Source organism: Enterococcus silesiacus (genome assembly GCF_001886225.1).
In the GTDB taxonomy this organism is placed as follows: Bacteria; Bacillota; Bacilli; order Lactobacillales; family Enterococcaceae; genus Enterococcus_L; species Enterococcus_L silesiacus.
The window spans coordinates 1-14,350 of record NZ_JXLC01000019.1; the positions used below are offsets into that span (position 1 = coordinate 1).

General features: G+C 39.0%; 15 protein-coding genes. 13 read left to right on the forward strand and 2 right to left on the reverse strand.

Translation table 11 applies throughout. The features are described 5' to 3' along the window. Positions 1-136 precede the first annotated feature (136 nt). Positions 137-529 (reverse strand): tautomerase family protein, encoded by a 393-nt coding sequence (locus RV15_RS12520; protein WP_071878386.1) that lies wholly within the window; start codon positions 527-529, stop codon positions 137-139. 24 nt (positions 530-553) lie between these two features. Beyond that, entirely contained in the window at positions 554-1,309 is a 756-nt protein-coding gene (locus tag RV15_RS12525) for a DeoR/GlpR family DNA-binding transcription regulator (protein WP_071878387.1), read from the reverse strand. Positions 1,310-1,595: 286 nt separating this feature from the next. Here RV15_RS12525 and RV15_RS12530 point away from each other — a divergent pair, with 286 nt between their 5' ends. The 13 genes from RV15_RS12530 (at position 1,596) to rplW (ending at position 14,336) form a co-directional block, all read left to right on the forward strand. Further along, positions 1,596-3,056, forward strand: coding sequence for a CoA-acylating methylmalonate-semialdehyde dehydrogenase (locus tag RV15_RS12530; RefSeq protein ID WP_071878388.1), 1,461 nt, complete (start codon positions 1,596-1,598; stop codon positions 3,054-3,056). Between the two features lie 19 nt (positions 3,057-3,075). Continuing rightward, complete coding sequence (gene iolB, locus RV15_RS12535) at positions 3,076-3,894, forward strand: 5-deoxy-glucuronate isomerase (RefSeq protein ID WP_071878389.1); 819 nt, start codon at positions 3,076-3,078, stop codon at positions 3,892-3,894. Positions 3,895-3,908: 14 nt separating this feature from the next. Next, entirely contained in the window at positions 3,909-4,868 is a 960-nt protein-coding gene (gene iolC / locus RV15_RS12540; protein ID WP_071878390.1) for a 5-dehydro-2-deoxygluconokinase, read from the forward strand. Positions 4,869-4,889: 21 nt separating this feature from the next. Next, positions 4,890-6,803 (forward strand): 3D-(3,5/4)-trihydroxycyclohexane-1,2-dione acylhydrolase (decyclizing), encoded by a 1,914-nt coding sequence (iolD, locus tag RV15_RS12545; RefSeq protein ID WP_071878391.1) that lies wholly within the window; start codon positions 4,890-4,892, stop codon positions 6,801-6,803. Between the two features lie 140 nt (positions 6,804-6,943). Beyond that, a complete protein-coding gene (locus RV15_RS12550; RefSeq protein WP_071878392.1) occupies positions 6,944-7,948 on the forward strand; it encodes a Gfo/Idh/MocA family protein in 1,005 nt (334 codons plus the stop codon). Positions 7,949-7,987: 39 nt separating this feature from the next. Beyond that, complete coding sequence (iolG, locus tag RV15_RS12555; RefSeq protein ID WP_071878393.1) at positions 7,988-9,016, forward strand: inositol 2-dehydrogenase; 1,029 nt, start codon at positions 7,988-7,990, stop codon at positions 9,014-9,016. Between the two features lie 33 nt (positions 9,017-9,049). Then, positions 9,050-9,943: a myo-inosose-2 dehydratase gene (iolE, locus tag RV15_RS12560; protein ID WP_071878394.1), complete on the forward strand. Its 894-nt coding sequence runs from the start codon at positions 9,050-9,052 to the stop codon at positions 9,941-9,943. Positions 9,944-9,966: 23 nt separating this feature from the next. Then, on the forward strand, positions 9,967-11,568 hold the full coding sequence (locus RV15_RS12565; protein WP_071878395.1) for a solute:sodium symporter family transporter: 1,602 nt from the start codon (positions 9,967-9,969) through the stop codon (positions 11,566-11,568). 62 nt (positions 11,569-11,630) lie between these two features. Next, entirely contained in the window at positions 11,631-11,939 is a 309-nt protein-coding gene (locus tag RV15_RS12570) for a PTS sugar transporter subunit IIB (protein ID WP_071878396.1), read from the forward strand. 495 nt (positions 11,940-12,434) lie between these two features. Further along, positions 12,435-12,743, forward strand: coding sequence for a 30S ribosomal protein S10 (gene rpsJ, locus RV15_RS12575; RefSeq protein ID WP_002389727.1), 309 nt, complete (start codon positions 12,435-12,437; stop codon positions 12,741-12,743). Positions 12,744-12,767: 24 nt separating this feature from the next. Next, positions 12,768-13,397, forward strand: a complete 630-nt coding sequence (rplC, locus tag RV15_RS12580) for a 50S ribosomal protein L3 (RefSeq protein WP_071878397.1) — start codon at positions 12,768-12,770, stop codon at positions 13,395-13,397. Positions 13,398-13,422: 25 nt separating this feature from the next. After that, positions 13,423-14,046 (forward strand): 50S ribosomal protein L4, encoded by a 624-nt coding sequence (gene rplD, locus RV15_RS12585; RefSeq protein WP_071878398.1) that lies wholly within the window; start codon positions 13,423-13,425, stop codon positions 14,044-14,046. Beyond that, the gene (gene rplW / locus RV15_RS12590) at positions 14,046-14,336 is read left to right on the forward strand and encodes a 50S ribosomal protein L23 (protein ID WP_010761688.1); all 291 of its coding nucleotides are present in this window, start codon (positions 14,046-14,048) and stop codon (positions 14,334-14,336) included. The genes rplD and rplW overlap by 1 nt, the downstream gene beginning before the upstream one ends. Positions 14,337-14,350 lie beyond the last annotated feature (14 nt).

The following is a 14,350-nucleotide window of genomic DNA, read 5'->3' on the forward strand; positions in this document are numbered from 1 at the left end:
GTTTTTTTAAGGGTTTAGTTTTCGTATAAAAAGCGTTCAGCTTATTTCCGAAGGAGCTGCTTTTTTCTCGCCGTTTATTCGGATTTAGAGCGCGAAACAAAACTGATCTTTAGTTTTGTCCCACGCTCTTTACCTTTCAAAGTTCTCCTGTTAAAAACTGTGCTCTACCGTACCCAAAGCTCCAATCTGAATCATTGTTGATGACAAATGAAACAAGTAAGTTTTCGGGTGCAATACCACACAATTCCTCTAGTTGTTCAGAAAGTAGAAAATAAAACATTTTCTTTTGTTCTGTAGGTCGTTCGCGGCTAATAACAGTTAATGAAATCATTTTTTCAGGCTCTCGTTTAAAACCTAGACCGGTGTCTTCCATCACCATTTCAAAAGGTTTATGTTGAGTAACGATTTGATATCTATCGCCCGTTGGGACTTTAAAAGATTCTAAAACTGCGGAATGAGCAACATCCAGAATCGCCTGTATTTCTTCTTTGCTGCGGCCTTCGACCATATCAAATTTTAGTAGTGGCAAGTAGATTCCTCCTTTTTTCCGTTACTAATTACTATATAAAAGTTCGATCGTATGCAAGTCGCAAAAATCTACATACTTTTGTGGAAGCTCTTTTGTTGTAACGATCCCCTTGATACTTTCTAGAGGTGAGTAAGTAAGCAGCGTAGAATGATCGAACTTTGAACTATCTGCAAGCAGATAAATGTCTTTGGCTCTTTGGACGATCATTTTTTTTATGCGGTATTCCATTAAATCTGAATTAGTTAATCCGCTTGTAATCGATACGCCGGTAGCTGCCATAAATGCTTTATTTATATTGTATCTTGTAACTACGGCTTCATCTTCGATTCCCACAAAAGATCGAGTTTTTCTTTTATAGCTATTTCCGATCAGGATGAGCTGGACATTGTTCATTGCTGCAGCTAAGTTAATGATATCAAGATTGTTTGTCAGTAAGGTGAACGGAAGCTCTGGGTTCACATTGTTTAAAATCTGACTGGTGGTTGTGCCTGAGTCGATATAAATTAAGTCGTTTTCTTCAATTAGTAAAGCAGCACGTGCCCCGATCGATTCTTTTTCCTTTTGGTTGTGAATATTTCGATTTTCAAAAGAAACCAAATTATTCTCTACGTAGACCACACCCCCATAGACCTTTTTCAACGTCCCTCTTTTTTCCAATTCATTGATGTCTCGACGAATGGTATTTTTAGAAACATTGAAAACACGACAAAGCTCATCAAGAGAGATACTTCCTTGTTGCTGTATATAGTTTTCAATTTGTTGAATGCGTTGTAATTTCATATGCGCTAACCTTTCCACTTTGTGTTATTAACGTCACTATAACATAGGGTCTAGATGTAATCAACATGTAACCAAATACCTTTGGTAATTAACCAGAAATTATCTTTTTATTTTTAGTTGGAATAAGGAAGTAATCAAGAATTACTGAAAAGGAACAGGTTTTTTTATTATAAATAGGTTGACTATCTAACATTGCAATTGTACAATGTAATCAAAAGTTAACCAAACATCATCAAGATGTTACCAATACGTTGATTTTTAAATAGAGAACAAGGAGGACGCATAGATGACAGAGGTACGGAGATTAAAAAATTATATTGGAGGAAACTGGGTAGCGAGTCAGACTCAGTCGTACGAAAAAGTTTATAATCCAGCTACAAAAGAGATATTGTGTGAGGTACCCTTATCTACGAAAGCAGATTTGGAAGAAGCGGTCAAAATTGCGGCACAAGCTTTTGAGACCTGGAAGGAAGTAGCGGTGCCAAGGCGTGCAAGAATTCTATTTAACTATCAACAACTATTGATTAAGCATAAAGAGGAATTAGCGAAATTGATCACGTTGGAAAATGGAAAAAACCTAAATGAAGCACTAGGAGAAGTACAACGCGGCATTGAAAACGTAGAATTTGCAGCAGGAACCCCAACCTTAATGATGGGGGACTCTTTAGCATCAATTGCCACAGATGTAGAGGTAGCTAATTATCGTTATCCGATTGGTGTTGTAGCAGGAATCACTCCTTTTAATTTTCCGATGATGGTTCCGTGTTGGATGTTTCCAATGGCGATTTCTTGTGGAAATACGTTTATCTTAAAGCCATCAGAACGAACACCCTTACTGACAGAGCGATTGGTGGAACTATTTACAGAAGCTGGTTTGCCAGCGGGCGTATTTAATATTGTCTATGGGGCACATGATATAGTTAATGGAATGATAGAACACCCAGAAGTGAAAGCGATTTCCTTTGTTGGGTCGGAGCCAGTTGGGAAATATGTTTATACTCAGGGAAGTAAACATCTAAAACGAGTACAAGCACTCACTGGTGCTAAAAACCACTCGATCGTTTTGAAAGATGCAGATTTAGATGATGCGGTGACAAATATTGTATCAGCAGCATTTGGTTCTGCTGGTGAACGCTGTATGGCCTGTGCTGTTGTAACCGTTGAAGAAGCAGTAGCAGACAAGTTTATTAATAAATTGCAGGAAAAATCTACAGAAATCAAAGTAGGAAATGGATTGGATGATGGTGTCTTCTTAGGTCCGGTCATTCGGGAAGCAAATCAAAAAAGAACCTTTAACTATATTGAAAAAGGACTTGCAGAAGGTGCGAAGCTTATTGTTGATGGTAGAAAGAATAGTCCAGATAATGGTTATTTTGTAGGAGCGACGATTTTTGATGGTGTAACAACAGATATGACGATTTGGCGAGATGAAATTTTTGCCCCAGTATTATCGATTATCCGAGTGAAAGATCTAAAAGAAGCAATTACAACCGCTAATCAGTCTGAATTTGCAAATGGTGCTTGTTTATTCACTAATAATGCCTCTGCGATTCGTTACTTTAGAGAACATATTGATGCAGGCATGCTGGGAATCAATTTAGGGGTACCTGCACCAATGGCATTTTTCCCATTTTCTGGGTGGAAATCTTCTTTCTATGGCACACTACATGCCAATGGTAAAGATAGTGTGGAATTTTATACGCGTAAAAAAGTAGTTACAGCTCGTTACCCTAAAGCGACTATTTAACTGGAAAGAAGGAGTAAATATGGCCCGTTTAAACTATAAGCCCGTTCCAAGAATGTTGAATGAAGGAACTTCATTACTTCAGCATATCCATAAAAAAAATGCAGCTTTGCACTATATTGAGCTGAAGGTACTTGAGATGACAGCTGGTAGCACCTATCAAGAAAGTTTAGGAAAAAAAGAGGTTTGTATTGTTGCATTGACAGGGAAAATAACTGTAACAGATGGTGAACAGATTTTTGATGAAATCGGGACACGTGAGAGTGTCTTTGAGAAAATTCCAACGGACAGTATCTATATTTCTATAGAGCATTCATTTGAAATTACAGCAAATTCTAAAGCAAGCATAGTACTTTGTTACGCTCCATCTGAGAAAAGCAAACCTACCGTATTGATCAAAGCATCAGATAACACAGTTGAGCAACGCGGAAAATACCAAAACAAACGTTTAGTGCATAATATTTTGCCAGACACAAGCCCACATGCTGATCGTTTATTGGTTGTTGAAGTGTTTACTGACGGTGGTAATTGGTCAAGTTATCCGCCGCATAAACATGATCAGGATAATTTACCGTTGGAATCTAAATTAGAAGAAACATATTATCATGAATTAAATCCTAGGCAAGGTTTTGTTTTTCAGCGTGTTTATACTGATGATCGTTTGCTTGATGAAACGATGACTGTTGAAAATGGTGATGTCGTCGTTGTGCCAAAAGGCTATCATCCAGTTGGAGTGCCAGATGGCTATGATTCTTATTATTTGAATATAATGGCCGGACCTACGAGAAAATGGCAGTTTCATAATGATCCAGATCATGAATGGATTTTAACTAGAAAATAGAGGGAGTGGCAGAGATGACAAAGAAATTTGATATAATCGCTCTTGGTCGAGCGTGTATTGATTTAAATGCTGTTGAGTATAATCGACCGATGGAAGAGACGCTGACTTTTAAAAAATATGTAGGCGGCTCTCCTGCAAATATCGCCATTGGCAGTGCTAAATTAGGTGCAAGAGTTGGATTTATAGGAAAAATTCCTGACGATCAGCATGGACGTTTTATTGAATCATTTATGAATGACGCTGGAATTGATACAAGTCAGATGTTTGTCGATCAAAAAGGACATAAAGCTGGACTGGCTTTTACGGAGATCAAAAGCCCAGAAGAATGTAGTATTTTAATGTATCGGGACCAAGTTGCAGATCTGTACTTGGCGCCTGAGGAAATTGAAGAGGAGTATATTAAGCAAGCGGATCTGTTACTAGTTTCTGGAACTGCATTGGCGCAAAGTCCATCTAGGGAGGCGGTTTTAAAAGCTATTTCTTACGCTAGAAAAAATCAAGTAAAAGTTGCATTTGAATTAGATTATCGTCCATATACTTGGCAAACATCAGAAGAGGTTGCAGTTTATTATTCGATTGTTGCTGAAAATGCCGATATTGTGATTGGTACCAGAGATGAATATGACGAAATGGAAGGGCAAAAAGGTGGAAATAATCAGCTGACGATTGATTATTTATTTCAGTATCGCCCAGAATTGATTGTGATCAAACATGGGGTGGCAGGTTCTTATGCTTATACAAAAGACGGTGGAATATATCAAGCAGGTTCTTACAAAACGAACGTTCTGAAAACCTTTGGAGCAGGTGATTCTTATGCAGCAGCATTTTTGTATGCATTGAATACAGGAAAAAATATAGAAACGGCACTGAAATATGGTAGTGCTTCAGCTGCAATTGTTGTTAGTAAGCATAGCTCCTCAGAAGCGATGCCAACAGTGAGTGAAATAGAACAACTGATCTCAGAACAATCTTGATAATAGTGAGGTGGGAAATTAATGGTTAAAACAATTCGCTTGACCACAGCCCAAGCGCTGATTAAATTTTTAAATCAGCAGTATATTCATATTGATGGAAATGAGTTTCCTTTTGTTGAAGGAGTCTTTACGGTTTTTGGTCATGGAAATGTCTTAGGAATTGGCCAAGCACTTGAAGAAGAACCAGGTCACTTAAAAGTATTTCAAGGAAAAAATGAGCAAGGGATGACTCACGCGGCTGTAGCCTATAGTCGGCAAAAATTACGACAAAAAATTTTCGCAGTGACGGCATCAGCAGGGCCAGGTTCAGCCAATATGGTTACAGCTGCAGCCACCGCTTTTGCTAATAATATTCCAGTACTGCTATTGCCAGCAGATACGTTCGCTACAAGGCAGCCTGATCCGGTCTTACAGCAATTAGAACACGAGACGAGTGCAGCGATAACAACAAATGATGCTTTTAAATCAGTATCAAGATACTGGGATCGGATCCAACGTCCGGAACAGTTGATGAGTAGTTTGCTCAGAGCCTTTGAAGTGATGACCAATCCTGCAACGTGTGGACCTGCAACGATTTGCATTGCTCAAGATACGGAAGCTGAGGCTTATGATTATGATGAAGACTTTTTCAAGAAGAGAGTTCATTATGTCGATCGGCAAATACCCGCTCAACGTGCTTTAGAAGGTGCAGTTGAAAGAATCGAGGCAAGCAAGAAACCTGTAATCATTGTTGGCGGCGGCGCAAAATATTCAGAGGCGCGTGACGCTTTGCTACGCCTATCTTCTCAATGTGGTATCCCGCTAGTAGAAACTCCTGCTGGAAAAGCAACAGTAGAGGCAGATTTTATTAATAATTTAGGTGGTACTGGCGTTTTAGGAACACTAGCAGCCAATAAAATCATTCGGCAAGCTGACTTAATCATCGGAGTCGGCACGCGCTACACCGATTTTACGACCTCGTCTAAAACGGCCTTTGACTATGAGGAAACAAAATTTTTGAACATTAATGTTAACCGAATGCAGGCGTATAAATTTGATGCTTTCCAGCTTATTGGCGATGCGAAGGAGAGTTTAACGTTGTTAACTCCGATGCTTATCGGGTATCAAACAGAACTTGGTGAAACGATCCAACACTTGAAGACAGAATGGTCTGCTGAACGAAAACGTCTGGGTGAGACTACGTTTTCAAGAACTAATTTCTCGCCAGAGATCAAAGGTCAATTTACACAGGAAACTCTAAATGAGTATGCGGATACACTGGATACAGATCTTACTCAAACAAGTGCATTTCTCGCAATTAATGACACTGTTGAAAAAGACAGTATCGCTATTGCATCAGCTGGCTCATTACCCGGGGATATGCAGCGCTTATGGAATTCGGTTGTTCCGAATACGTATCATCTAGAATATGGTTATTCGTGTATGGGGTATGAAATCGGCGGAGCCTTAGGTGTAAAACTAGCTAGCCCGTCACAAGAGGTTTACGCTATGGTCGGAGATGGTAGCTTTTTGATGCTTCACTCAGAATTGATCACGGCCTTGCAGTATCATCAAAAAATCAATATCCTACTGTTTGATAATTCAGGCTTCGGCTGTATCAATAATTTACAGATGGGCAACGGTAGTGGTAGTTATAAATGTGAATTTAGAGACTATAACAATCAAATCATGTCAATTGATTATGCTAAAGTTGCAGAAGGTTATGGTGCTAAAGTCTATCGTGCAAATACGAAAGAAGCACTTATTGCTGCATTGGAAGATGCTAAAAAACAAGATAAGTCCACATTGATCGACATAAAAGTTTTACCAAAAACGATGTCAGACGGCTATGATAGTTGGTGGCATGTAGGAGTAGCAGAAGTTTCAAAAAGCCCAGCCGTTCATGTTGCGTATGAACGTAGCCAAGAAATGTTGAAAAATGCTAAAAAATATTAACACTCTAAAAAAAGTCGTTTATCTGCTTCTTTTAAAAGGAGCAGATAAACAGTTGAATAGAATTGAAAGCGAATACAACTGTAAGCATAAAAGAACTTGTCCGACAGGTTTGTGAAAAAATAGAAAATGGAGGTAACACAATGGATTTAAAAGTAGGTGTCATCGGAACAGGTGCAATTGGAATCGAACATATCAGACGGATCAATGAAAAAGTACAAGGTGCATATGTTACGGCAGTTTCAGATATAAATGTGACACAAGCACAAAGTTTAGCCGATCAAATTGATGCTGTTTTTTTTGAAACGGGAGAAGAATTGATTGCTTCTGCCAATGTTGACATTGTAGTGGTAACATCTTGGGATCCAACACATGAGAAATACGTACTAGAAGCTATTAAACATAAAAAATACGTTTTTTGTGAGAAACCTCTAGCGACGGATAGCGCTGGGTGTAAACGGATTGTTGATGCTGAAATTGCTGCAGGAAAGAAATTAGTTCAAGTTGGCTTTATGAGAAGGTATGATCGGGGCTATATAGAGTTGAAGCAAGCGATCGAAACAAAAAAATTCGGAGAACCATTGATGCTGCATTGTGCACATAGAAATCCGACCGCAGACGAAAACTATCATACACCGATGGCGATCATCAATACGGGAATACATGAAATCGATGCATTACGTTGGCTGCTTCAGGAAGATTACGTTTCTGCGCAAATGATCATGCCAAAGCAAACAAGTTTTACGCATGAAAAATTGCATGACCCGCAAATGCTGATTTTAGAAACAACCTCTGGCATTCATATCGATTTAGAAATCTTTGTCAATTGTCAGTTTGGCTACGATATCAAGTGCGAGGTTGTTTGTGAAACTGGTGAAATTGGGTTAGAAGATCCAGCATATACTCATGTGAAATCAAAAGGTAAAAACTATACTAAAATCGCGCTAGACTGGCAAACTCGTTTTATTGAAGCCTATGATTATGAATTTGAGTTATGGATTCGTTCGATTCAGTCTGGTGAGTTAACGGGACCGACTGCTTGGGATGGCTATGTTGCTGCGGTTACGATGGATGCCTGTGGGCAAGCGAGAGATACGGGAGAACGCGCGCTGATTCAATTGCCTGATTGTCCAAGTTTATATAAATAAGGTGAAAATATCTATAACTAAATTACTGGGAGGCTGAAAATGGAAAAAATTAAAGTAGGAATCGTCGGGTTAGGTCGCTTAGGCAAAGTGCATGCAAAAAACTTAGCCGAAAATGTTCAAGGCTGTCAACTAGTTGCGGCCTGTAGTGTTGTTCAAGAAGAATTAGCTTACGCTGTAACAGAGTTAGGTGTGGAAGAAACCTATAAAAAATATGAAGAGATGGTTAAGAGCCCTTCAATTGATGCCGTGTTCATTGTTTCGCCTTCCGGGTTTCACTGTGAACAGATTCGATTAGCAATGGAAAATGGAAAACATGTTTTTAGCGAAAAACCAATCGGATTGGATTTAGCTGAAATAAAAGAAACTACGCAAGTGATTGAAAGTCATCCGGAGCAAGTCTTTATGTTAGGGTTTATGCGACGTTATGATGATTCCTATCAATATGCCAAACAGCTAGTAGATTCTGGAGCGTTAGGTGAGTTGACGCTAATGCGCTGTTATAGCATTGATCCTAGCTCAGGCATGGAAAGTTTCGTGAAATTCGCAGGAGCCAGTGACAGTGGAGGGATATTCATGGATATGTCGATCCATGATATTGATTTAGTTCGCTGGTTTATGAAAAAAGAAGTTGATAGAGTCTGGGCAATCGGGAAAAATGCTGCTTATCCTGAGTTAGATGAGGTGGGAGAATTAGAGACTGGAGCCGCCATGATGCAGTTGGAAAATCAAGCGATGGCGATCTTAGTCGCAGGTCGAAATTGCCACCATGGCTATCATGTGGAAACAGAATTGATTGGAACCAAGGGCATGTTACGTGTGGCAGCAGCGCCAGAGAAAAACTTAGTAACAGTGATGAATAAACAAGGTGTTGTCCGGGCTTGCTCACAGGATTTTCCAGAAAGATTTCGCGAAGCGTTTATCAATGAAGCAAAAGAATTTATTGCTTGTATTAGAGAAAAACGTCAGCCAGAAGTGACAGCCTATGATGGGCTTCAATCAACTAAGGTCGCTTTAGCATGTAAAGAATCGTTTGAGACAAATCAATTGATTACCATTGAAACTATATAAGCAACATTCCTTAGAAAGGGGAGAAAAAATAAAATGAATGAGTCGAAAATCCGTTTAGGTATTGCGCCGATTGCATGGACTAATGATGATATGCCAGAACTTGGCAAAGAGAATACGTTTGAACAGTGTATTAGTGAGATGGCTTTAGCAGGTTTTGTTGGGACAGAAATCGGTAATAAGTATCCTAAAGATCCGAAAGTTTTGCGCCCGTACCTTGATATTCGGGGGCTATCAGTGGCAAGTGCCTGGTTCAGCGCATTTTTAACAATCAAGCCATACGAGGAAACAGAGAAAGCCTTTATTGAACATATGAATTTTCTACATGCTATGGGAGCCAAAGTGATTGTCGTTTCAGAACAAGGACACAGCATTCAAGGGCAGATGGGAATCCCTATTTTTAAAGAAAAACCTGTGTTTACTGCACAAGAATGGCAAGACCTAGCTTCTGGCTTAGAACGCTTAGGCGAATTGGCGAATGCCAAAGGTATGACAATCGTTTATCACCATCATATGGGGACTGGAGTGCAAACGACAGAAGAAATTGATCAGCTAATGAAAATGACAGATCCAGCAAAAGTCTCTTTGCTATTCGATACTGGACACCTAGTTTTTTCAGGTGAAGACCCGATTTCTATCTACCAAACCTATCAAGAACGAATCAAGCACATCCATTTTAAAGACATTCGAGAAGAAGTCGCTGGACAAGTGAAAGCAACAGATCAAAGTTTTTTAAATGCAGTTAAAGCAGGCGTGTTTACTGTTCCGGGAGACGGGATGATCGATTTTAAGCCGGTTTGGGAAGCAATCAAAAGTAGCGGTTATGAAGGGTGGATCGTTGTTGAAGCAGAACAAGATCCAGCCAAAGCCAATCCTTTTGAATATGCGGTGAAGGCGAGAAAATATATTCGTGAAATCACGAATAACTAAAACCGAAGAAGGAGCGGGAGCATATGAATATATTTTCTCTCATCAGTTTTGTTGTAATTGTTGCCTGTGTCTGGTTATTTGCTTATCGGCGTGCAAAAGGTGTGGACACTTCTGGTTCAGAGGGCTTCTTTATGGGCGGCAGAAGCTTAACGGCCTTGCCGATCGCAGGTTCAATTATCATGACAAACTTATCAACCGAGCAAATTGTTGGTCAAAATGGTCAAAGTTATCATGCCGGTATGGAAGTAATGGCTTGGGAAGTAACAGCTGCGATTGCGATTGTTGCTTTAGCGGTCATCTTTTTACCAAAATATTTTAAATACGGCATTAACACGATTTCAGATTTTATTGAGATTCGTTATGATACAGTGACTAAAAGAGTAATTTCAATTTTATTTATTGTGACCTATATGATTTCATTTTTACCAGTTGTTTTATATTCAGGGTCATTAGTGTTTAATAAAATTTTCCATATTGATGAATTATTAGGCGTTCGTCCGATCGTCGCTATTATTTTAGTTGCTTTAATCATCGGTATTGTCGGCATTCTCTATTTATTGATTGGTGGATTATCCTTGAGTGCAAATAGTGATACTGTCTACGGTGTAGGCTTGTTGATTTGTGGCTTGTTGATACCGATTTTGGGTGTCATGAAGTTAGGCGATGGTCATTTTATTGGTGGGATCGACTATATTGTGGATCATACACCTTGGCTGCTTAATTCTGTAGGGGCGATCGATTCAGCGATCGTACCGTGGCCTACATTGATTACAGGGATGCTATTTAATAATTTATATTTCTGGTGTACTAACCAGATGATCGTGCAAAAAGCTTTGTCAGGAAAAAATCTGGCAGAAGCGCAAAAAGGAACCTTTATTGTCGGGATTTTCAAAGTATTCGGCGCTTTGTTTTTAGTATTCCCAGGAATTGTTGCTCGGAATATATTTGGTGATGCACTGATGAGTAATCCAGACAATGCCTATCCGTATCTTGTAACTGAGGTCTTACCGCAAGCGTTGTTTGGTGTTTTTGCTGCAGTGATCTTTGGAGCAATTTTATCTTCATTTGCGGGTGCCTTAAATGCAACGGCTACGTTATTCTCGCTTGATTTTTACAAACCTGTGATCAATAAACAAGCAGACGATAAACAAATCGCACGAGCAGGAAAAATCGTAACGATCATAGTTGGCGTGATCTCGGTCGTTGTTGCGCCATTTATTTCATTTGCGCCAGCAGGTTTGTATCAATTTGTTCAAGAATTTAATGGTCTGTACAATATGCCATTGTTGGTAATTATTCTATTTGCCTTTTACTCAAAAACGGCAACTGCTATTGCGGCTAAATCAACAATTGCAATCCATATTGTATTGTATGCGTTATCAAAAGTGTTCCTTAAAGATATTCATTTCTTATATGTGCTGAGTCTTCTATTTTTTTTAGATGTCGTGATTATGTTGGGTATCTCCAAATTGAAACCAGACGGAAATTTTGTGCTGGATTCATTTGATACAAAAGTTGACATCAAACCGTGGCGCTATTCGAAAGTTGTTTCGGTTGCGCTGGTTGGCATCGTTATTTTAACTTATATCGCTTTTTCTCCGATAGGATTTGCTAGTTTACGATGAATCTTGCTTTGTCTACTGGGATTGTTTGAAGCAATACTGAATTTTAGTTAAGGAGGTTTGGCATGGAAAAAAATATATTAATTATTTGTGAGGCTGGAATCAGCGCTTCTTTATTGGTATCTAAAATACTTGAAACGCTTAGAAAAAAGCATTTGGATTACGTGATTGATTATGCACCTGTAAGCCGCGTGCAGGAAAAACTGGAATTCAAAGATTATGATGTGTTGCTTTTAACACCACAAGTTGCACGATACAAAGAAAAAATCCAGGAAATTATTGATCAACAAAAATGTACGTCAAAAATCGTCTTTATAAAACCAGAGGATTTCCAGTATATGAACATTGAACAGATTATTAGTGACGTGCAGTAAAAGGATAGTGTGGTGAGATAAAAGCTTGAGTTGAAATAAAAGCATAAGAAGAGGTTGACCTGGTGTTCACCATTGATCCGAATTGCATGAGATTGGAACCTGACTCAAAAAGTGAGGTTCCACTCTCATCTTTTTTGTCTGAAAGTGCAAAATATGGTTCGATCAAAAATGTACATAGAATATTTTCCTTCTATAATAAAGAGTAAAGCTGTTGATCGAATGAATCAATAAAAGAGAAAATACTCTTCAAGAAAATGGTTACAGGAAAAAAGTCATCTTTTTCTGAAAAAATCCTTGCTATTACTATGTTTCTATAATATAATTACAAAGGTGCTATTTACAGAAGTGTAAAAGCATAGGTAAATCAAGCTTTTGATCTACCGGCTAAGAAACGAGAGGTTGCGACACGCCCGGACGCTTTGCCACGAACGAGCGTGACGGAAAAATTTTCGTGGAGCTATGTCTACTTTCAAAATAGGCGAAGGAGGGAACAAGATGGCAAAACAAAAAATTCGTATCCGTTTAAAAGCGTATGAACACCGTATTTTGGATCAATCAGCGGATAAAATTGTGGAAACAGCAAAAAGAACTGGAGCTGACGTGTCAGGACCAATTCCATTACCAACAGAACGCTCACTTTACACAGTTATTCGTGCGACTCATAAATACAAAGATTCACGCGAACAATTCGAAATGCGTACGCACAAACGTCTAATCGACATTGTGAACCCAACACCAAAAACAGTTGATGCTTTAATGAAGCTTGACTTACCATCTGGTGTGAATATTGAAATCAAACTATAAAATCAAGACAATGGAGGTGTACTCATGACCAAAGGAATCTTAGGGAAAAAAGTGGGAATGACACAAATCTTTACTGAGTCTGGTGAATTAATTCCAGTAACAGTAGTTGAAGCTACGCCAAACGTAGTTTTACAAGTAAAAACTGTTGCGACTGACGGATACGAAGCTATCCAAATCGGTTACCAAGACAAACGTGAAGTTTTATCAAACAAACCTGCGAAAGGTCATGTTGCAAAAGCAAACACGGCTCCTAAGCGCTTCATTAAGGAATTCAAAAATGTTGAGCTAGGAGAATATGAAGTAGGTAAAGAAATTAAGGTAGATGTTTTCCAAGCAGGAGACATTATTGATGTTACAGGAACTTCGAAAGGTAAAGGATTCCAAGGCGTTATCAAACGTCACGGACAAAGCCGCGGACCAATGAGTCACGGTTCACGTTACCACCGTCGTCCTGGGTCAATGGGTCCAGTTGCACCTAACCGTGTATTTAAAAATAAAAAACTTGCCGGCCGTATGGGTGGTAACCGCGTAACAATTCAAAACCTTGAAATTGTTAAAGTGGACGCTGAAAGAAATGTAATCATGATCAAAGGGAACATTCCTGGAGCAAAAAAATCATTAATCACAATCAAATCAGCTGTGAAAGCTAAATAAGCGTAGGGAAAGGAGGAACTAAGGAATGCCGAATGTAGCATTATTTAAACAAGATGGAACTCAAAATGGTGAAATCACTTTAAACGAAGAGATTTTCGGAATCGAACCTAATGAATCAGTTGTCTACGATGCAATCATCATGCAACGTGCTTCATTAAGACAAGGTACACACTCAGTAAAACACCGCGGAGAAGTTCGTGGCGGTGGTCGCAAACCATGGCGTCAAAAAGGAACTGGTCGTGCTCGTCAAGGTTCAATTCGTTCACCACAATGGCGTGGAGGTGGCGTAGTCTTCGGACCAACACCACGTTCTTACAGCTACAAACTTCCTAAAAAAGTTCGTCGTTTAGCAATGAAATCTGTATTGTCAGATAAAGTTGCTGAAAACAACTTGGTAGCAGTTGAAGCGTTAGGCTTTGATGCTCCAAAAACAAAAGAATTCAAACAAGTTTTATCAAACTTATCTATTGATGCGAAAGTATTAGTTGTTTTAGAAACAGGAAATGATTTTGCAGCGTTGTCTGCACGTAATCTACCAAACGTTTCTGTAGTAACTTCTGATAACGTAAGTGTTTTAGATATCGTTTCTAATACTAAAGTATTGGCAACACAAACTGCTCTTACTCAAATTGAGGAGGTGCTTGCATAATGAACTTACTAGACGTAATCAAACGCCCAGTGATCACTGAAAAATCCATGCTTGCTATGGACGAAAAGAAATACACTTTCGAAGTGGACACTCGCGCGAACAAAACTTTAGTAAAACAAGCTGTTGTAGCAGCATTTGATGTTAAAGTTAAAAACGTAAACATCATTAACGTGCGCCCTAAATTTAAACGTATGGGCAAACACGCTGGTTACACAAAAAAACGTCGCAAAGCTGTTGTGACATTAACAGATGATTCAAAAGAAATTCAAATTTTCGATGCTGCTGAATAAGCAGTCCATGTTAA

Excerpts from the sequence above, each read along its gene's own strand:
- RV15_RS12570 (WP_071878396.1), top strand. The coding sequence starts at position 11,631 with ATGGAAAAAAATATATTAATTATTTGTGAGGCTGGAATCAGCGCTTCT.
- iolD (WP_071878391.1), top strand. The coding sequence starts at position 4,890 with ATGGTTAAAACAATTCGCTTGACCACAGCCCAAGCGCTGATTAAATTT.
- rpsJ (WP_002389727.1), top strand. The coding sequence starts at position 12,435 with ATGGCAAAACAAAAAATTCGTATCCGTTTAAAAGCGTATGAACACCGT.
- iolC (WP_071878390.1), top strand. The coding sequence starts at position 3,909 with ATGACAAAGAAATTTGATATAATCGCTCTTGGTCGAGCGTGTATTGAT.
- RV15_RS12525 (WP_071878387.1), bottom strand. The coding sequence starts at position 1,309 with ATGAAATTACAACGCATTCAACAAATTGAAAACTATATACAGCAACAA.
- rplC (WP_071878397.1), top strand. The coding sequence starts at position 12,768 with ATGACCAAAGGAATCTTAGGGAAAAAAGTGGGAATGACACAAATCTTT.
- RV15_RS12550 (WP_071878392.1), top strand. The coding sequence starts at position 6,944 with ATGGATTTAAAAGTAGGTGTCATCGGAACAGGTGCAATTGGAATCGAA.
- iolE (WP_071878394.1), top strand. The coding sequence starts at position 9,050 with ATGAATGAGTCGAAAATCCGTTTAGGTATTGCGCCGATTGCATGGACT.
- RV15_RS12565 (WP_071878395.1), top strand. The coding sequence starts at position 9,967 with ATGAATATATTTTCTCTCATCAGTTTTGTTGTAATTGTTGCCTGTGTC.
- RV15_RS12530 (WP_071878388.1), top strand. The coding sequence starts at position 1,596 with ATGACAGAGGTACGGAGATTAAAAAATTATATTGGAGGAAACTGGGTA.
- rplD (WP_071878398.1), top strand. The coding sequence starts at position 13,423 with ATGCCGAATGTAGCATTATTTAAACAAGATGGAACTCAAAATGGTGAA.
- rplW (WP_010761688.1), top strand. The coding sequence starts at position 14,046 with ATGAACTTACTAGACGTAATCAAACGCCCAGTGATCACTGAAAAATCC.
- iolB (WP_071878389.1), top strand. The coding sequence starts at position 3,076 with ATGGCCCGTTTAAACTATAAGCCCGTTCCAAGAATGTTGAATGAAGGA.
- iolG (WP_071878393.1), top strand. The coding sequence starts at position 7,988 with ATGGAAAAAATTAAAGTAGGAATCGTCGGGTTAGGTCGCTTAGGCAAA.